The organism is Vibrio sp. HDW18 (assembly GCF_011306175.1).
Lineage (GTDB): Bacteria > Pseudomonadota > Gammaproteobacteria > Enterobacterales > Vibrionaceae > Vibrio > Vibrio chanodichtyis.
Map to the genome: position 1 here is coordinate 2,042,459 of NZ_CP049913.1, position 18,294 is coordinate 2,060,752.

Genomic DNA, 18,294 nt, shown 5'->3' on the forward strand with positions numbered 1-18,294 from the left:
TTATTCTGTCGAAGTATAGTATACCAATCGCCAAAGATAGACGACTATTTTCATCGTCTATCTTGTTGGTATTAACCAATAATTACGCTTTTGCAGCGATGAACTGATCGACACAAGCTTCAATTTCTGCCGCAGTTGGCAGTGAAATTGCGTGTTCAGCCATCGCTTTGATTTCAGCGAAATTAGCATTACGGATCACTTTCTTCACAACTGGAATCGAGATACCGCTCATTGAGAACTCATCAAGACCCATACCCAGCAGTAATAGAGTAGCACGTTCGTCGCCAGCTAGCTCACCACACATACCGGTCCATTTACCTTCCGCGTGAGAAGCGTCAATCACTTGCTTAATCACGGTCAGTACCGCAGGCGAAAGTGGGTTATACAGGTGAGAAATCATCTCGTTACCACGGTCAACCGCCAGTGTGTACTGAGTTAAATCGTTAGTACCGATAGAGAAGAAAGAAACTTCTTTAGCTAAGTGGTGCGCAATTGCAGCCGCCGCAGGAGTTTCCACCATCACACCGATTTCGATGTTTTCATCGAATGCATGACCTTCAGCACGCAGTTCAACCTTGTACTCTTCAATCGCGTTTTTCAGTTCACGGATCTCTTCTACTGAAATGATCATTGGGAACATGACGCGTAGTTTACCGTGAGCAGATGCACGCAGAATACCACGTAGCTGATCACGCAGGATTTCACGACGATCTAAGCTGATACGTACTGCACGCCAACCCAAGAATGGGTTCATCTCTTTTGGCAGATCCATGTAAGGCAGATCTTTGTCGCCGCCGATATCCATAGTACGGATAATCACCGCTTGACCGTTCATCGCTTCTGCCACTTCTTTATAAGCGTGGTATTGCTCTTCTTCAGTCGGTAGTGCGTCACGATCCATAAACAGGAATTCAGTACGGTATAGGCCAACACCTTCACCGCCGTTACGGATGATGCCGTCACAGTCTTTTACTGTACCGATGTTGCCGCACACTTCAACGCGGTGACCATCAAGCGTTTCTGCTGGTAGGTCTTTCAGTTTCGCCAGCTCTTCTTTTTCAGCAAGGAAAGCGGCTTTAACTGCTTTCGCTTCTTCAATTTGAGCTTGGGTTGGATTAACAATGATCTTGTTGTTCATTGCGTCCAGGATCAGGGTGTCGCCGTTTTTCACTTTCTTAGTGATGTCGTTAGTGCCGACGATCGCTGGCAGTTCTAGAGAACGCGCCATGATAGAAGTGTGAGAAGTACGGCCGCCGATATCACACACAAAACCTAACACATAGTTCAGGTTAATTTGTGCGGTTTCAGAAGGCGTTAAATCGTAGGCCACTAGGATCACTTCTTGATCGATTTCGCTGAGCGAAACGATATGCATACCTAGGGCATTTTTCACAAAACGGGTACCGATATCACGGATGTCGGTGGCACGTTCTTTGAGATATTCATCGTCTAATGACTCAAGCGCGGTAGCTTGTTCTTCGATAACGGTGTAGATCGCGTTATCGGCCGCCATTTTATCATTCTTGATGAGGGCTAAAATCTCTTCTTCTAGCTCTTCATCTTCAAGCAACATGATATGGCCTTCAAAGATGGCTTCTTTTTCTTCACCAAAAGTTTCAAGTGCTTTTTGTTTGATCACTTCTAACTGCGCAGAAGATTTGTTACGCGCAGTGTAAAAGCGCTCAACTTCGGCTTCTACTTGATCATCTGAAATGGTGTTTGTGTTTAGGACAATTTCATCTTCTTGAAGAAGTAGTGCTTTACCAATAGCAATACCTGGAGATGCTAGAATGCCTGAAATCATAGCCTTACCTTAAACTGGTCAACTGTAAACGGGAGATGGGACAAACGCTAACCATAAATATGTAGCGTATTTCTCGGGTTATTTCCAACAAAGCCATTTTGTGTGCACAAAATGGCTTTAACAGGAAGACAGGATTAGTGAAGTTGGTCCATCAGAGCCACTAAGTGGTCAACGGCTTCTTTCGCTTGAGGGCCTTCGGCAGAGATAGTCACAACTGTGCCTTTTACCAGACCTAGCGTTTGCAGCTTGAACAGACTTTTTGCACTTGCACTTTTACCGTTAGAAGTCACAGTGATGTCTGCATCGAAAGCTTTCGCTTCTTTTACAAACTGTGCAGCTGGGCGAGTGTGAAGGCCATTTTCTGCTGTGATTTCTACTTGCTTCTCGTACATGTTTAATACCCCAATAAGATTATTTTTTGTAAGTTTGTTAACCAGAATTAGCTTAACTGCATAACCCGCTTTGTGCTAGCACTGTCACAGGCTTTTCGTGTTAGAACTTAAGACTGGTTAAAATTTTACCTATCGCCTTTGCTATTTTTTGCAATTTGAGCGGTAGAGTGTAAATCAATGGCTTCTTTATTTTGAAGCGAAAAATAAAACGCCCCGATATTACCAAAGGTGAGGCAGGGATCAACAAAAAAGCCCCTGACTGGGGCTTTTTTAAACGAAAAATTGATTTCGCTACATATTATTGTTGGTTCTCTTTATCGGTAAAAATGCCCGCAAACAGCGCGGTGCTCAAATAGCGCTCACCAGAACTTGGTAGTACGGTTACAATGTTTTTTCCTTTAAATTCAGGTAATTGCGCTATTCTATTCGCGGCAACTACCGCCGCGCCAGAAGAGATTCCGGCTAAAATACCTTCTTCTTCCATTAGGCGACGCGCCATTGAAATCGCCTCTTCTGAGGTCACCAGCTCAACACGGTCAATCAGGCTTAAATCTAAGTTGCCGGGGATAAAACCGGCACCAATGCCCTGAATTTTATGCGGAGCGGGTTTGATTTCTTGGCCCGCTAACGCTTGGGTGATGACCGGTGACTCGGCGGGCTCGACCGCCACCGACACAATTGCTTTGCCTCTGGTGCCTTTAATATAACGGCTGGTGCCGGTTAATGTGCCGCCAGTGCCGACGCCAGCCACAAACACATCCACTTGACCATCGGTGGCGTCCCAAATCTCTGGGCCAGTGGTTTGCTCGTGGATTTGTGGGTTGGCTGGGTTGTTAAATTGTTGCAATAACAGGTATTTTTCTGGATTGCTGGCGACAATCTCTTCCGCTTTAGCAATCGCGCCTTTCATGCCTTTGGCTGCTTCAGTTAGCACTAAATTGGCACCCAGTGCTTTGAGCAGTTTACGCCGCTCTAAGCTCATTGATTCTGGCATGGTTAGGGTTAATTTATAGCCCCGTGCCGCGGCGACAAAAGCCAGCGCTACCCCAGTGTTACCACTGGTCGGCTCAACCAATTCAATCCCAGGCTTAAGTTTGCCTTGCTTTTCGGCATCCCAAATCATGTTGGCACCGATCCGGCATTTAACACTGAAACTCGGGTTGCGTGCCTCGATTTTGACCAACACATTGCCAGTTGACACTTTGTTTAAGCGCACCAGCGGTGTGTTACCAATCGTCAGGGAGTTGTCTTGATAGATTTTGCTCATGGTGATGTTCCTTCATTCAGTACGCCGTCAGCCCGTTAAGCGGTATGTGCGTGAATAGTGAGTATGATGAGAGCATAAGTGTATATTCACTAAGCGAAAAAGATTAAAAAGTTATAACTTATGTGGTGTGAGTAGCCGATAAAAGCTTCATTTTTTGCTGGTGTACGATCCCTTAGCGGCAACCCTAACGTGTTTGCCGTCTAACGGTTGTGCCGATAGTGTGGCTTAAATTCGTGCACCCACATCGCGGTGGCGCCGCACACCGCTACCGGCATGATAAACAGATTGATGATCGGAATACTGGCGAGCAGTGCAACCATCAATCCAAAGCTATAAGCTTGCGGCTGATTTTGTTGCAAAGTATTACGCATATCATCAAAAGCAATTTTATGATTATCGAACGGGTAGTCACAATATTGGATTGCCAGCATCCAAGCGCTGAACAGCCACCAAGCCAGTGGACCTACTGTTTGTCCAAGCGCTGGGATCAGCAATAACAGTAGCAGCCCCAGCGCTCTGGGCAGCATATACCGCAGCTTGCGCCATTCGCGTGCCAATATGCGTGGCACATCTTTGATCAGTGACCATACACTCTGTTCGCTGAGCACTTGGCCAGATAAGTGCTGCTCGATTTTTTCCGCTAATAACCCATTGAAAGGTGCCGCAATAAAATTAGCCAAGGTGCTAAAAAAATAGGAAAAAGTGGCAATAATGGTTAACGCCAGTAATGGCAACAACACATAGCGCAGCCAAGCCAAAAAGACGGGCAAGTGGCCGAGCCACTGGCTAATCCACATATCCAACTGGCTAAATAAGTAGTACATTGCGCCGCCCACCAGCAGCATGTTGGCCAACAGCGGCAGTGCGACAAAGCGACGGATGCCGGGGGTAAATGCCAAACATAGGCCATAGTAGAAGTAGCCAAATCCAGAACGGGTAGGGTGCATAAACGCGATGTTCCTTGATAAACCGAAGGTAAATTGTACTGGATTGCGAGCTAAGTAAAATGCTTAAACCGCAAAAAAACGCGTGATGTTGGCAACTTCTCACATTAAGTTGTTCTAAATTCAACGAGAGTTTTGGTAAAGTATCGCGACAAGCCAAACCCACACCCTGAACCACGTCCTGTCGGGCGCTAGAGCTCAGAACATCAAACGGGATATTGAGAATTTAAGATGCAGGAATTGCGATTCGTATTGATAATGGTTGGCGCGCTGGCAATTGCCGCGTTGCTATTTCACGGTCTGTGGACCAGCAAAAAAGAGGGAAAGTCCAAGTTTGGGCATAAACCTCTGCGTAAAATTGATACCGCTAGTGAGCAACCCACTGCGCCGTCATCGGCAGCTGCCGATGAATTTGAGATCATTCGTAAACCGCGTAAAGAGCCCGATTTTGGCTTGTCAAAAGGATCTGCCGATCCGCTGATCGCCGATTTTCTCTCTAGCGATGAGTTGCCCGAATCGGCGGCTGAATCTGCAGCTATTGAGGCGAATTATCATCGCCAATCAGTACCCGCATCATCTGCGACTTCCACGCTCACCCAGCCTGAACCGGTGGTGCACTCTGTCATTGCCTCCGAGAGTCCAACACCACCATCGCCGCAGATTGAACCTTCGCCTCAGGAAGATCCACTCGATGTGATTGTGCTTAACGTGCACTGTGCAGGTAACCAGCCGTTCGTTGGTACTAAGTTATTCGATAGTATGCAACAAAATGGCTTGTTATTTGGTGAGATGGATATTTTCCATCGGCATGCGGATCTGTCAGGCACCGGCAAAGTGCTGTTTAGCGTCGCCAATATGATGCAACCGGGAACCTTGATGCATGATGATCCGGCCGATTTTACTACCCAAGGCATCTCGTTTTTTATGACCTTGCCGGGTTTTGGCGATCCTGAGCAAAACTTTAAATTGATGCTGAAAACTGCGCAGCAAATTGCTGATGATCTCAGTGGTCATGTGTTGGACGATGCGCGCAATTTAATGACGCCCAATCGATTGGATGCTTATCGCAAGCAAATTCAAGAATTTAAAGCGCGCCATAACGAATAATAGCGAATTGGCGCGCAAGCCCCAGCGCTCACCAAGCGCTTCACCATGGGGCTCATTATACTGATAAGGCTCTGCGGAGCCTTTTTTCATCGAGATACGAGAGAATCACCATGCCCACTGCCGCGCAACGATTAACCGAGCTAAGACAAACCCTGCATCAACATGGTGTGCGTTATTATGTAGAAGACGCACCGACCATTCCGGATGCCGAATATGATCGCTTAATGCGCGAACTGCTCGCTTTAGAAGCTGAGCATCCTGAATTAATCAGCCCAGATTCCCCCAGTTTGCGCGTGGGTGGCCGCCCATTAGAGGGCTTTACGCCGGTTGAGCATGAAATCCCGATGTTATCGCTGGATAATGCGTTTGATGATAGTGAGCTGGATAGCTTCTATCGTCGTATGCTGGATCGAATTGCTGCAGTAGCCGATAGCCCATTTTGCTGCGAGCCTAAACTCGATGGTTTAGCGGTCAGTTTATTGTATGAAGAGGGCGTGCTGACTCGCGCTGCGACTCGTGGTGATGGCGCGACGGGCGAGAATATCACCGCTAACGTGCGCACCATTAAAGCGATCCCACTGCGTCTACAAGGCAGTGATTTTCCAACTCGCCTTGAAGTGCGCGGTGAAGTGTTTATGCCTAAAGCGGGTTTTGAAGCACTTAACGCACGTGCGCTTAAAAAAGGTGAAAAGCAGTTTGTCAACCCGCGTAATGCCGCGGCTGGCAGTTTACGTCAATTAGATTCTAAAATTACCGCCCAGCGTCCATTGGCCTTTTATGCCTACAGCGTCGGTATTATTGAAGGTGGCGAGTTAGCGGGCAGTCACTATCAGCGTTTTCTACAGCTGAAAAAGTGGGGATTACCGATTTGCCCCGCTACCCAGCAGGTCAATTCGCTCGATAAGGTGAAAGCCTTCTATCAAGATATTTTAGCGCGCCGCGCAGAGCTCGCTTATGAGATTGATGGAGTGGTGATCAAAGTCGATGATATTGCCCTGCAAGATCGACTTGGCTTTGTGGCCAAAGCGCCGCGCTGGGCGATTGCCTACAAATTTCCCGCTCAAGAAGAGTTAACTCTGCTCAACGAAGTGGAATTTCAAGTTGGTCGCACGGGGGCCATCACACCGGTTGCCAAACTCGAATCGGTGTTTGTCGGCGGTGTGACCGTCAGTAATGCCACCTTGCACAATGGTGATGAAATTGCCCGTTTAGGCGTGATGGTCGGCGATACGGTGGTGATCCGCCGCGCGGGCGATGTGATCCCGCAAATTGTCTCGGTGGTGCTTGAACGCCGTCCAGCCGATGCCAAGCCCATCGTGTTTCCGCAGCGTTGCCCAGTGTGTCAATCTGAGATTGAACGCGTGGCCGGTGAAGCGGTAGCACGCTGCAGCGGCGGGTTAATTTGCCAAGCTCAGCGTAAACAAGCGTTAAAACATTTTGTGTCGCGCAAAGCGCTCGATGTCGAAGGCTTAGGCGATAAAGTGATTGAGCAGTTGGTGGATCGCGAGCTGGTGCACACTCCCGCTGACCTATTTCGCTTAACCCTAGCGCCACTTACATTATTAGAGCGCATGGGGCCCAAATCGGCGCAAAATGTGCTGGATGCGCTCAAGCAAGCCAAACACACCAGCTTAGCCAAATTTTTGTATGCGCTCGGCATTCGTGAAGTGGGGGAAGCCACCGCACTTAACCTAGCGCAGCATTTTTTAAGCCTAGAGGCGATTGCCAACGCCTCTCGCGAGCAGTTGCTGGCGGTTGCCGATGTCGGCAGCGTGGTCGCCGACCATTTGCTGGCTTTTTTTGCAGAGCCTCGCAACCAGCAAGTGATTGCTGATCTGCAAGCGCTCGGCGTGACTTGGCCGGATATGGTCGCGCAAGCGGCGATCGATTCACCGTTAGCCGGTAAAGTGGTGGTGATCACCGGCACGTTCACTAAGCTGTCGCGCAGTGAAGCGAAAACGGCACTGCAAGCGTTAGGCGTCAAAGTGACCGGTAGCGTCTCGGCCAAAACCGATATTCTGTTTGCCGGCGCAGCCGCGGGCTCTAAGCTTAACAAAGCGCTGGAGCTTGGGGTTGAGGTGCAAGATGAAGCGGCACTGCTGGCGTGGTTAACATAAGTCAGCGCCAGCTTACCCGAAGGGTAAGATTTGCCAACCCCAGCAAAATGTGATCGACGCCAGCTTTTGGCCAGCTCAAGCCATTACGATGGGAACTTATTTGATTAAATTTATCTAAACCTCAGCCTGTGCTGGGGTTTATTTTTGGCTAAAAACAACCTAGGTTTTTTGCCTCTCGATGTCGTCAAATCGGTTTTTAAATTGTCACCCTACAAATCGCTATTTTTCGATCTAATTCAAAAAAATGCGCATCATCATTGGTGAATTCGCTTATAAATCAATATTTTGAAATAACCGCATCCAGTTTGTGAAAAGAATTCGATCTTGATCACTAACCGGCCAGAAGTTTGCCGTAGCTCATATTTTTTTAGATAAAAATTAAGTTCTGATTGATGTTTCTGCACCGAGCGTTAGTCTACAGACATGGATACACAACAGTGTGCCAACAACTAAGAGAATCGGTTTCGATACTCGAAAAGGAAATGACTTCTCCCTTCGGCGGCCAACTTAAGGGAGAAACTCAAAAAACAGCTATATCCATTTTTAGGAGTTATCCATGGACAAAATGTTTAAACGTACTCTTCTCGGTGCTGCAGTAGCGATGGCGTCAACTGGCGTAATGGCAGCAAGTGTTAATGTTGGTTCAGACTTTAATGTAGATGTTTACGGTGTTGCAGCAATCTCTCTTGTGAACTACAACACTGGTGATAATCGTGATGATAGCGCGGGTTATGTAGTCGAAAACGAATCACGTATTGGTTTCCGTGCCCATAAAGATATGTTTGAAAACTTTACCGTTACCATGCAAATTGAATCTGGCTATGTTGATAGTACCGATTGGGGCCATGGTGGTGTTTCTGGTGGTGTGTTAGGCTTCCGTGATACTTATCTCGGTGCATCAGGCGATTGGGGTAATGTGCGTGTTGGTCGAGTTTTGACTCCTCTGTATGAAATCGTTGACTGGCCATTTTCTAATCCAGGTTTAGGTGCAGCCTTTGACTGGGGTGGCATTGCCGCTCACTATGATCGTCAATCAAACCAGATTCGTTATGATTCACCTAAATTTGGTGGTTTTTCTTTTGCTACATCAGTTGGTCGCGATGACAATGCCAATGGTGGCGGTGCAGCAACACGAGATTCATCATTCGTAGGCGCTAATGCTCGCTATACTATTGATACAGTGACACTGATGGGTGGAGTTGAGACTGCAAGTGACTTCAATGGTCTTGCCGGGCAAGATTCCTTTGCTTATATCGTAGGTTTTGAAGCTGGTTTACCTGGTGGTTTTGGTATTGCTGCTGCATTTAAAGGTGAAGAACTTGAACTTGCAGGTGTAAAACATACTCAAGACTCTTTCTCAATTGTTGGTCAATACTGGAATGGACCGGTTGGAATCAAGGTTGGCTATGCAGCTAACCTTGATTCAGAAAAAGGTGGCGTAGATCAGGATGACGCTAACAACATCTTATCTGCACAAGTTATGGGTGTTATCAACGGATTTGTACCATATATTCGTGTTGCTGGCCGTTCAGATTTCACAGCTGATAAAGATACCGACATTGTAACTCGCGTTGGTCTTGAGTACGGTTTCTAATAGATTCTGACAATCTATTTTTTAAGTTAAGGTTTAGAAAATATTTAGTTAAAACGCTGGCATTATGTCAGCGTTTTTTATATGAATGGATTACGATGAATCAATTTAAACTTATGGAGTAGCATTTTTATGCGTAAACTACTAATTTTTCTTATCCCTTTTGTATTAAATGCCTGCGGTTCTCTTAATGCAGATAGTAGTTTTCAAGATGTCCTTGATAGCGTTAATCAACGTTATGATTTTGTTCAACTAAAAAGTAAGAGTTTTACTCCGCAAGTTAAAGCGCTAAAAGGGCCAGATATACTTAAATCATCTGTAGATATTGTGGCTAATATCCCACGTTCTTCAAATGAGGTACCTGAAAGCTATATTTATCTTCAGGTAAGCTATTTTGAAAATTTTGATGAATATCAGACGGTAAAATATCAAGATAAAGAATATGCTTTAGAAGTGACGCAACCTTCGAAAAGTAGTTGTTCAGAACACTGCACTTCAACCCAATATGTTCGTTTTCCTATCGACTACACTGTTCTGCGCAACCAAGAGGATTTTGCGTTTACTATTGAATCTGCAAGTCGACGATTGAATACGCAATTTAGTATTGCTTCTGGGTTTATGAATGCACTAGCTAGGGAGAGTGACTTACAACTTTCAATTGGTGGATTTCAAGTGAGTCCTGTATTGGTGGCTGAGCCAGTAAAGTCGGTGACTGAATCAAAACCTAACCAAATGGTCCAATATCTGTATAGCGAAGCCACTCGCGCTGAACAACAAGAATTTGCCAACTGGGCGTTTGCCAACCGCGCGGCGGTTGATAAGCCTTTGGTTAGCGAGCATAAGCTGGTGACCATGATGGCGGATTGGTACCAAAAAGCCGACAAAGCCGATAAAGCGGCGATTCTGGCTTGGCTGATCAGCCAAGAGTAAGCGTTTACTGCTCTTATCTGTAATGCAAAGTTGCTGGCGGCTATTTTTGCGCTCACGGCATTGAATTGCATTTTAAATCCTAACAAGGCATGGTTAACCCCATGCCTTTGTGGTTTTTATCGTTGGATTTTTGTCTTTGTGGGTATGTTTTTGTTTATCTTTTTTGTTTAGGGGGGAGCCTATGAATATTAGCCAAGTCGCCAAACTGACCGAGCTTACCGCCAAGTCGATTCGTCTATACGAAGAGAAAGGTCTTATTACCCCGCCACTGCGCTCCGCCAGTGGTTATCGCACTTATACGCAGCGGCATGTGGATGATTTACTGCTGATCGCACGCTGTCGGCGGGTAGGGTTTAGTTTAGATGAGTGTAAAGCCATGCTGGCGTTGGCCAATAACCCAGAGCGCACCCGGGCCGCCGTTCGTGCCCGAGCGCAGCACAAGCTACAACAAGTATCAAGCCAACTGGCCGAGCTAAGCCTGATCAAGCAGCAGCTAGAGAGTTGGATTGCCTCGTGCCCTGGCGATGAGGGCAGCGAATGCCCGATCATTGATCAGCTCAAACAAGGTGAGTGTTGCAATCAATCCACGATCAAAGCAATCCACGATCAAAGTTAGAACCCGCCTACCTGCAACGCCAAGTGGTTTGGAGATATAAAGCAAGCGGGTTAGCGAGAGTGTCGGCTAAATTGGCTCAACAAGCAGAATAATGCCATCTAGCGCAATCACGCTGACCACAGTGCCTGCGGCCAGCGGGGTAGCGCAGCGCGCAGTCCAGCGCGTATCACCCAGCGTGACTTGAAACTCTCCGGCGGCGGTATCTTGCGCAATCGGGATCATCCGCCCAATCAGTTGCTTCTCTTTTTGGTTCAGATCGCGCGTGGCATCGTGCTGTTTATCTTGGCTAAATTGGCGTCGCCACCACAACCAAGTGGTGACGAGAGCGAAGCTGGCAAACGCCAACCACTGTAATTGCCAACCTAAAGGCAGCACCAGCAGTAGCGCTCCGACCAATAATGCAGAAAGCCCCAGCCACAGGAAATAACCTGCGGTACCGAGCAGTTCGACGGCGAGCAGTAGCAAGCCTAAAGTTAGCCAGTGCCAAACATTCAATTGCGAGAGCAGCGCGATCACAAGATTACCTTACCTATTGCTTAGATTGAGAGGATTGAAACATTTCAGCGATGCCAGCGATTGAGCCCATCAGACCGGTAGCTTCCAGTGGTAGCATGATGATCTTACCATTCTCTGCCTGACCAATCGCTTTGAGCGCTTCGGTATAGCCTTGGGCAATAAAGTAATTGACCGCTTGCATATCGCCTTTGGCGATAGCTTCGGACACCATAGTAGTGGCCTTCGCTTCGGCTTCTGCGGCACGCTCACGCGCTTCCGCTTGTAAAATCGCCGCTTGCTTTTCCCCTTCTGCCTTAAGAATTTCGGATTGCTTTTGCCCTTCTGCACGTAAGATTTGCGCTTGGCGCACCCCTTCTGCTTCAAGGACTTCAGCGCGTTTATTACGTTCGGCTTTCATCTGCGCATTCATGGCTGCGGTTAAGTCCGCCGGTGGTTGCACATCTTTAATTTCAATCCGGGTGACTTTCACACCCCATGGGCTAGTGGCATGGTCAACAATCGACAGCAGTTTAGTGTTGATCATATCACGTTGACTGAGCATTTCATCCAGCTCCATCGATCCTAATACGGTACGCATATTGGTTAAGGTCAGATTACGGATCGCATGTTGCAGTTGGCTGACTTCATAAGCCGCTTTAGCGGCATCAATCACTTGCACGAAGCACACCGCATCAATCACCACATTGGCGTTGTCTTTAGAAATCACTTCTTGGGCGGGAATATCTAACACTTGCTCCATCATATTAATTTTTTGCCCAACCCGATCAATAAACGGAATGATCAGATTGAGCCCCGGTTTTAAGGTTTGGGTATAACGACCAAAGCGCTCTACCGTCCAGTTGTGTCCTTGTGGTACGGTTTTGACCGCCGATGAGAGAAAAATCACCACCGCGCCGACCAATATTGCAATGGTGATCAATGAATCAATAGCCATAATCTTTCCTTGTTGTTGAGTGAAGCGTGTGGTTGTGGTGCCGTGTTGGCGGCAGCGCCAAGTGGTATACGCCTAAGTAAAAAGTATACGCACTTACTGGTTAGAGAGTGCCACCCATCGCTAAGATTGCGATCTGGTGGCAATTTATCGATTCAGGTTAAATTAATACAGTCGCGAGTAAAGCTGTTTGCGATATTGAGTAGCGAGCGGATTGCCTTGGCCGAGTGCGGTGAGCATATCGATCAAGGTTTTTTTCATTTCCCCCTCAAGCGTATTGAGATCATGACTGAGCCAAGACCACAGTAAACTCAACGCTTCTTCATCCCGTTTAACTTGATGGTATTGGCGTGCCAGTTCCAGAGCTAGGCTTGGATTTTTGGGATCGGCTTGCCACTGCTGTTCAAGCGCGATTAACTCAGGGCTATTTGCGGCCTGCTGATGCAATTCAAGCTTGGCCAATAGGGTTCGGTAATCGCCTTGTTGGTAGGCGAGTGGAATGCTGGCCAGCATCGCCTCGGCGGCATCGAACGCGCCGGTTTCGAGATAACAAGTGGCTAAAGCGAGTTTGACTTCGCCTTGACTACACCACGGTTCTGTTAAACCGGATAATAGCGTTAGCGCGGGTTGGTATTCGCCTTGTGCGACCAACTCAAGCGCTTGCTGAATTAAACGCTGTTCCGCATTGGGTAAATGGCGTTCAAGCATCTCTTCAATCGCACTGATCGGTTGCGCGCCACCTAAACCATCGACGGGCTGACCTTGAATAAATAGGGCAATGGTTGGGATTGCCTGGATGCCAAATTGTGCGGCAATCGCTTGTTGCTGCTGACAATTTAAACGAGCCAATACCACTGCGCCTTGATAACGTTCAACCAGTTGCTCCAATGCCGGTAGTAGTTGCACGCTCTCTGGGCTGGCTTCTGCCCAAAAATAAAACAGCACTGGCGTAAGGCTAGAGTGTTCAAGTACCTGCTGGAAATTATATTCAGTAATATCAATCATAGTGCTGGCTGGCATGGTCGATCCTTAGTGGCACAATATCCCATTTAAATTGGGGGTGAAGTTGGGCTTAATATACCCTTCCTACTTGAAGTTGCAGCGGTGTTGGCTACGTTCGCTCACCCCAATCACATAGTTTGCCTATGCTCATGGGGATTCACTCACTTGCCGCCTACCTGTAACTCCAAGTTGTTTGGGTATAGTTGTTGGAGTGCGCTTTCAATTCGGCAGTAGTTAAATTGAAAGCCTAAATCAGTCAGTTTTTTCGGTTTGGCTCGTTGGCTATCGAGCAGTAGCTCGCTGGCTTCACCCATTAACAGTTGTATCAGCCAGCGTGGAATGGTCAATAAATGCGGGCGCTGTAAGGTGTTAGCAAGGGTAAGGCTAAATTGCGCATTGGGTACTGGATGGGGTGCACAGAGATTATACGCACCTTGGGCGTGTTCGGTTTCGAGCAAAAACAGTATCGCGCGCAGCATATCTTGCATATGAATCCACGGCAGATATTGCTGACCATCGGCAATCGGTCCACCGAGACCGAGCCGGTAAGCGGGTAGCATTTTTTTGAGCGCACCGCCATGGCGGGCGAGCACAATACCTGTGCGCAGTAGGCAAACACGAGTTTGGTTTGATTGGGCTTTCAAAGCGAGCTGTTCCCATTGCTGGCAAACTTGATGCGAGAAATGTTGGCTATGTACGTGTAACTGCTCATCAAACGCGTGCTGTTGCTGATCGCCATACCAACCGACCGCTGAACCACTGAGTAATACTCGTGGCGGTTGGGTGCTGGCATGAATTTTTGCGACCAACTGTTCAGTGATGTTTAAGCGACTGTCGGTAATGCGCTGCTTTTGCGCGGTCGTCCAGCGCCGATCGGCAATCGGCTCACCAGCCAGGTTGATTACCGCATCAATTTGATTGAAATCGGCTAGCGAATCCAGTGAGTCGAGCAAGGTCAGATTTGCGCGTGCCTTTGGCAATACCCCGAGCGCGCTAAAATGCGCGTGAGCTTTGGTTATGTCGCGAGTCAGCACCAGCAGTTGATGCCCACTCAGCATCTTTATCAGTTGGCTACCAATAAAGCCACTACCACCAGTGATCAATATGCGCATGATGACTCCTTGTCGCGAGTGATGTTTATCCCCTTACTACTTGAAGCTGCAGCGGTGTTGGCGACGTTGGCTCACTCCAATCACATAGTTTGTCGATGTTCATGGGGACTCATTTACTTGCCGCTTACCTGCAACTTCACGTTGTTTGGGTATAGATCCGAGAACCTAGGCTTTACTCATTACTAAACAATATAGCCGAACCATGATTGAGGCTAGTAAACAGCAGCGTTCTGGGATTGACAATATCGATCCGGCGACTCTGTTGTGCTTCCATTTTGAACAGTTGAGTGATGAGCTGAAGCTGTTCTGGATTAAAATCGTTATTGTGGCTGGATGAGATATCTTTAAATTCGTTTGGGGTGACCAGCAGATAATTATCACTGATATCCCATTCTCCGGATTCGGAGATATTAATTGAACTCTCAGATGTATGATCTTCGGCAAACAGTTTAACAATCGAAACCCGCGAATAAGTACCGTTGGGCAAATATTTCACATTCGAATTAACTTCGACACGGCGTAACTCGCCCATGGCTGGGCTGTTATTTTGGCTGGTGATCAGCGAAACCATTTTGGATTGCCATTCACGCGAAGTTAACACTTGCTCCAGCTTAAAATCACTGCCCCAGTACAGCTTGGCGGTGAGTAACAGGCTAAACAATAAGCTGCCAATCGCGATATATCTATATTTCATCGAAAAGTCCTATTCGCACACTTTAATTGCATCGCTGGGATTGGCCACAATGCGTAAACTGATATTGCTGTTAGAGGCTGCAGTGCTATGAATATAGTTGAGCGTGAGTTGGTTATTTTGCCCACCGGTGGCAATCACCATCAGTGGCTTTAATTGATCCGTATGTTGTTGATTATATTTTTGGATGCATAATTTGATCGGAATTAGCCAAGGTGACAGATCCGGATGGTTAATCGGGGTATTGACCGCAATCCCATCTACCGTGGTTAACGGTTTGAAATTGGCTTGGCTTGGGTTGGTGAGCAACACTAAACATGGCATCACAATCGCGACCAAAAACATTAGCCGAGTGAGCCAGTCGGGCTTAGTTTTGACTGGCGTTGCGCTAGTTGAGGGTTGAGAGTGGCTGATTTTGGGGGCAGTACACTCTTCGAGCACTTCAGACGACATCTTGTCAGTTTCGGCAAACTCGGTGCTTAATAATTCGCTGTCGCGCTGAATGGTTTGTTCAACAATTTCCACCCGCGCGATGAGTTGATAACCACGTTTGGGCACGGTTTTAATGTATTGTGGCAGTTTAGTGGAATCTTTCAGCGTTTTGCGCAAGGTTGAAATGGCTTGGGTCAGACTGGAGTCATCGACCTCAAATCCTTGTTCGCGCCAGACAAAAGCATGTAAATCATGGCGAGACACCACATCATTGGGACGCTGGGCCAGTAACCATAGAATGCGGCTTTCGTTACTGCCGAGCCGGATTAACTCTTGATCATTGTCTTTATCAATCAGCGCATTGCTTAAGGGATCAAAGGTGAATCTTTCAGCAACAATGAATTTAGTACCAATATTACCCATCGATATCTTCTTTTGAGTTGCGTCCTAGTATGAACATCGGCTATCCCAGTATTTCCTTGTCCCAATAGGCAGACTTTACTGGTTTTTTATCTTTTTTGATAAAAATATGTGGCTAGGATAATCCAATCGCCAACAAAAAACAGTGTTTTTATGACTTTTGACCTTGAATTTACATTTTTTGTCCATATCTCTCTGACAGATCAAGGTCATTCCATTGTCTCTCGATGGATCAACAGTTTGAAACAGAAGTAAACGGAGCGATTATGAGCGATACAGTAACCACTAATAAAGAAACCCGTGGTTTTCAATCGGAAGTTAAGCAACTACTGCACCTGATGATTCACTCTTTGTATTCCAACAAAGAGATTTTTTTACGTGAATTGATTTCTAATGCTTCTGATGCAGCGGATAAGTTGCGTTTTCAAGCTCTCTCAAACCCTGAACTGTATCAGGGGGATGCCGAGTTAGCGGTCAAGCTATCGTTTGATAAAGATCAGCAGACGTTGACCATTGCCGATAATGGTATCGGTATGAGTCGTGATGAAGTGATCGAAAACCTTGGCACCATTGCGAAATCGGGGACCGCGGAGTTTTTCTCCAAACTTTCCGATCAGCAGTCGAAAAACTCACAATTGATTGGTCAATTTGGGGTCGGTTTCTATTCGGCCTTTATTGTTGCCGATGCGGTGACCGTGCGCACCCGTGCTGCGGGAAGCGCGGCGGCCGATGCGGTACAGTGGCATTCGCAAGGGGAAGGTGAGTACACGGTTGAAACCATTAATAAAGCCTCGCGTGGTACCGAAATCATTCTACATTTGCGCGAAGATGGCCAAGAATTTCTGTCCGAGTGGCGTCTGCGCGATGTGATTGGTAAATATTCTGATCACATTGGTATTCCGGTTTATATCCAAACTGCAGAGTTGGATGAACAAGGTCAAGCAACCTCTGTCACTAAATGGGAACAGGTCAATAAGGCACAAGCGTTGTGGACTCGTTCTAAATCAGAGGTGAGCGATGAAGAATATAAAGAATTTTATAAGCATGTGTCGCATGATTTTAGCGATCCTTTGTTGTGGAGCCATAACAAGGTTGAAGGTAAAAATGATTACACCAGCTTGCTGTATATTCCAGCCAAAGCGCCGTGGGATCTTTACAACCGCGACCATAAACATGGCTTGAAGCTGTATGTGCAACGCGTGTTTATTATGGATGATGCAGCGCAGTTTATGCCTTCTTACCTGCGTTTTGTGCGTGGTTTGATTGACTCCAACGATCTGCCGCTCAACGTGTCACGCGAAATTCTGCAAGATAACAAGGTGACCCAATCGCTGCGTCAAGCTTGTACCAAACGCGTGCTGACCATGCTGGAGCGTATGGCGAGCAATGATGCCGAAAACTATCAAAAATTCTGGAAAGAGTTTGGTTTGGTGCTCAAAGAAGGCCCAGCCGAAGATTTTGCCCACCGTGATAAAGTGGCCGGTTTGCTGCGTTTTGCCTCGACTGAGGTTGATTCGGCAGAGCAAACCGTCAGTCTTGCCGCTTATATTGACCGCATGAAAGAAGGGCAAGATAAGATCTATTACCTCACTGCCGATAGCTATAACGCTGCCAAAAATAGCCCGCATTTAGAGCAATTTAAATCGAAAGGGATTGAAGTCATTCTGATGTTCGATCGAATTGATGAATGGTTGATGAACTACTTGCCGGAGTTTGCCGGTAAGACATTGCAATCGATCAGCAAGGCGGGACTGGATCTTAGCCAGTTTGAAGATGAAGCGCAAAAAGAGCAGCACAAACAGACCGAACAGCAATTCAAATCGGTGGTTGAACGGGTGCAGCACTATTTAGGCGACCGCGTACAAGAGGTGCGTACTACCTTTAAGCTGGCCAATACCCCAGCGGTAGTGGTGACTGATGATGCGGAAATGGGCACACAAATGGCTAAGTTGCTGGCGGCGGCTGGCCAGCCAGTACCGGAAGTGAAATACATCCTTGAAATTAACCCAGAGCATGCGTTGGTGAAAAGCATGGCTGATCAAGCGGATGAACAAATTTTTGGCCGCTGGGTTGAGGTATTACTGGGACAAGCCATGTTGGCCGAACGCGGTTCGATGGAAGATCCAAGCCAATTTTTAACGGCGATTAACCAACTATTAACCTCAACACACTAAAGCTTACTGGTGTGATCTTCGGTTTCTCAGCCCGCTTCGGCGGGCTTTTTAGTGGCCTCAGTTGGCGTTTTTAGAGTGGTTGTTGCAGCACGCTGACGGATGTGGGTTTGGGGTATCACATTCTTTTGCTGTGGCCGCTATACGGGCAAATTTGTGTGGTAGAATTCCGCACTTGAATGTGGCGATTAACGCGTGTATTTTTGCACGCCGACTTGGCAAGCGAACCTTAGTAAGTGAGCCTTGGTGGT

General features: G+C 47.2%; 16 protein-coding genes. 6 read left to right on the forward strand and 10 right to left on the reverse strand.

Annotation, left to right across the window (positions count from 1 at the left end):
* Nucleotides 1–82 precede the first annotated feature (82 nt).
* The 4 genes from ptsI to cysZ form a co-directional block, all read right to left on the reverse strand.
* Nucleotides 83–1,804, reverse strand: coding sequence for a phosphoenolpyruvate-protein phosphotransferase PtsI (gene ptsI, locus G7083_RS09870; RefSeq protein ID WP_166014608.1), 1,722 nt, complete (start codon nucleotides 1,802–1,804; stop codon nucleotides 83–85).
* Between the two features lie 134 nt (nucleotides 1,805–1,938).
* On the reverse strand, nucleotides 1,939–2,196 hold the full coding sequence (locus G7083_RS09875) for an HPr family phosphocarrier protein (protein ID WP_166014609.1): 258 nt from the start codon (nucleotides 2,194–2,196) through the stop codon (nucleotides 1,939–1,941).
* 298 nt (nucleotides 2,197–2,494) lie between these two features.
* Nucleotides 2,495–3,463, reverse strand: coding sequence for a cysteine synthase A (gene cysK, locus G7083_RS09880; protein ID WP_166014610.1), 969 nt, complete (start codon nucleotides 3,461–3,463; stop codon nucleotides 2,495–2,497).
* A gap of 200 nt (nucleotides 3,464–3,663) precedes the next feature.
* On the reverse strand, nucleotides 3,664–4,410 hold the full coding sequence (gene cysZ / locus G7083_RS09885; protein ID WP_166014611.1) for a sulfate transporter CysZ: 747 nt from the start codon (nucleotides 4,408–4,410) through the stop codon (nucleotides 3,664–3,666).
* A gap of 228 nt (nucleotides 4,411–4,638) precedes the next feature.
* On the opposite strand from cysZ, the gene zipA reads away from it, so the two are divergent.
* The 5 genes from zipA (at nucleotide 4,639) to cueR (ending at nucleotide 10,768) form a co-directional block, all read left to right on the forward strand.
* A complete protein-coding gene (zipA, locus tag G7083_RS09890; RefSeq protein WP_166014612.1) occupies nucleotides 4,639–5,514 on the forward strand; it encodes a cell division protein ZipA in 876 nt (291 codons plus the stop codon).
* A gap of 110 nt (nucleotides 5,515–5,624) precedes the next feature.
* Nucleotides 5,625–7,631 (forward strand): NAD-dependent DNA ligase LigA, encoded by a 2,007-nt coding sequence (gene ligA / locus G7083_RS09895; protein ID WP_166014613.1) that lies wholly within the window; start codon nucleotides 5,625–5,627, stop codon nucleotides 7,629–7,631.
* 556 nt (nucleotides 7,632–8,187) lie between these two features.
* Nucleotides 8,188–9,225: a porin gene (locus G7083_RS09900; protein WP_166014614.1), complete on the forward strand. Its 1,038-nt coding sequence runs from the start codon at nucleotides 8,188–8,190 to the stop codon at nucleotides 9,223–9,225.
* A gap of 129 nt (nucleotides 9,226–9,354) precedes the next feature.
* Nucleotides 9,355–10,152, forward strand: a complete 798-nt coding sequence (locus G7083_RS09905) for a VvgS protein (RefSeq protein WP_166014615.1) — start codon at nucleotides 9,355–9,357, stop codon at nucleotides 10,150–10,152.
* A 181-nt stretch (nucleotides 10,153–10,333) separates the two neighbouring features.
* Nucleotides 10,334–10,768: a Cu(I)-responsive transcriptional regulator gene (cueR, locus tag G7083_RS09910; protein WP_166014616.1), complete on the forward strand. Its 435-nt coding sequence runs from the start codon at nucleotides 10,334–10,336 to the stop codon at nucleotides 10,766–10,768.
* 66 nt (nucleotides 10,769–10,834) lie between these two features.
* Here cueR and G7083_RS09915 read toward each other — a convergent pair whose 3' ends face one another.
* The 6 genes from G7083_RS09915 to G7083_RS09940 all read right to left on the reverse strand — a co-directional run bounded on the left by G7083_RS09915 (nucleotide 10,835) and on the right by G7083_RS09940 (nucleotide 15,875).
* The gene (locus tag G7083_RS09915; RefSeq protein WP_166014617.1) at nucleotides 10,835–11,284 is read right to left on the reverse strand and encodes an NfeD family protein; all 450 of its coding nucleotides are present in this window, start codon (nucleotides 11,282–11,284) and stop codon (nucleotides 10,835–10,837) included.
* A gap of 13 nt (nucleotides 11,285–11,297) precedes the next feature.
* Nucleotides 11,298–12,218 carry an SPFH domain-containing protein gene (locus tag G7083_RS09920; protein WP_166014618.1) on the reverse strand — a complete coding sequence of 307 codons (921 nt, stop codon included), beginning with the start codon at nucleotides 12,216–12,218 and terminating at the stop codon, nucleotides 11,298–11,300.
* A 162-nt stretch (nucleotides 12,219–12,380) separates the two neighbouring features.
* Nucleotides 12,381–13,235, reverse strand: coding sequence for a co-chaperone YbbN (locus tag G7083_RS09925; RefSeq protein WP_166014619.1), 855 nt, complete (start codon nucleotides 13,233–13,235; stop codon nucleotides 12,381–12,383).
* Nucleotides 13,236–13,378: 143 nt separating this feature from the next.
* On the reverse strand, nucleotides 13,379–14,329 hold the full coding sequence (locus tag G7083_RS09930) for a TIGR01777 family oxidoreductase (RefSeq protein WP_166014620.1): 951 nt from the start codon (nucleotides 14,327–14,329) through the stop codon (nucleotides 13,379–13,381).
* Nucleotides 14,330–14,501: 172 nt separating this feature from the next.
* Nucleotides 14,502–15,023 carry a regulatory protein ToxS gene (locus G7083_RS09935; protein ID WP_166014621.1) on the reverse strand — a complete coding sequence of 174 codons (522 nt, stop codon included), beginning with the start codon at nucleotides 15,021–15,023 and terminating at the stop codon, nucleotides 14,502–14,504.
* Between the two features lie 9 nt (nucleotides 15,024–15,032).
* Complete coding sequence (locus tag G7083_RS09940) at nucleotides 15,033–15,875, reverse strand: transcriptional regulator (protein ID WP_166014622.1); 843 nt, start codon at nucleotides 15,873–15,875, stop codon at nucleotides 15,033–15,035.
* Between the two features lie 263 nt (nucleotides 15,876–16,138).
* On the opposite strand from G7083_RS09940, the gene htpG reads away from it, so the two are divergent.
* Complete coding sequence (gene htpG, locus G7083_RS09945; protein WP_166014623.1) at nucleotides 16,139–18,046, forward strand: molecular chaperone HtpG; 1,908 nt, start codon at nucleotides 16,139–16,141, stop codon at nucleotides 18,044–18,046.
* The last annotated feature ends 248 nt before the right edge of the window (nucleotides 18,047–18,294 follow it).

What these genes read in the sequence shown, in the direction of transcription:
- cysK (WP_166014610.1), bottom strand. Translation starts at nt 3,463, where the DNA reads ATGAGCAAAATCTATCAAGACAACTCCCTGACGATTGGTAACACACCG.
- G7083_RS09940 (WP_166014622.1), bottom strand. Translation starts at nt 15,875, where the DNA reads ATGGGTAATATTGGTACTAAATTCATTGTTGCTGAAAGATTCACCTTT.
- G7083_RS09920 (WP_166014618.1), bottom strand. Translation starts at nt 12,218, where the DNA reads ATGGCTATTGATTCATTGATCACCATTGCAATATTGGTCGGCGCGGTG.
- htpG (WP_166014623.1), top strand. Translation starts at nt 16,139, where the DNA reads ATGAGCGATACAGTAACCACTAATAAAGAAACCCGTGGTTTTCAATCG.
- cueR (WP_166014616.1), top strand. Translation starts at nt 10,334, where the DNA reads ATGAATATTAGCCAAGTCGCCAAACTGACCGAGCTTACCGCCAAGTCG.
- G7083_RS09905 (WP_166014615.1), top strand. Translation starts at nt 9,355, where the DNA reads ATGCGTAAACTACTAATTTTTCTTATCCCTTTTGTATTAAATGCCTGC.
- cysZ (WP_166014611.1), bottom strand. Translation starts at nt 4,410, where the DNA reads ATGCACCCTACCCGTTCTGGATTTGGCTACTTCTACTATGGCCTATGT.
- zipA (WP_166014612.1), top strand. Translation starts at nt 4,639, where the DNA reads ATGCAGGAATTGCGATTCGTATTGATAATGGTTGGCGCGCTGGCAATT.
- G7083_RS09930 (WP_166014620.1), bottom strand. Translation starts at nt 14,329, where the DNA reads ATGCGCATATTGATCACTGGTGGTAGTGGCTTTATTGGTAGCCAACTG.
- ptsI (WP_166014608.1), bottom strand. Translation starts at nt 1,804, where the DNA reads ATGATTTCAGGCATTCTAGCATCTCCAGGTATTGCTATTGGTAAAGCA.
- G7083_RS09935 (WP_166014621.1), bottom strand. Translation starts at nt 15,023, where the DNA reads ATGAAATATAGATATATCGCGATTGGCAGCTTATTGTTTAGCCTGTTA.
- ligA (WP_166014613.1), top strand. Translation starts at nt 5,625, where the DNA reads ATGCCCACTGCCGCGCAACGATTAACCGAGCTAAGACAAACCCTGCAT.
- G7083_RS09925 (WP_166014619.1), bottom strand. Translation starts at nt 13,235, where the DNA reads ATGCCAGCCAGCACTATGATTGATATTACTGAATATAATTTCCAGCAG.
- G7083_RS09900 (WP_166014614.1), top strand. Translation starts at nt 8,188, where the DNA reads ATGGACAAAATGTTTAAACGTACTCTTCTCGGTGCTGCAGTAGCGATG.
- G7083_RS09875 (WP_166014609.1), bottom strand. Translation starts at nt 2,196, where the DNA reads ATGTACGAGAAGCAAGTAGAAATCACAGCAGAAAATGGCCTTCACACT.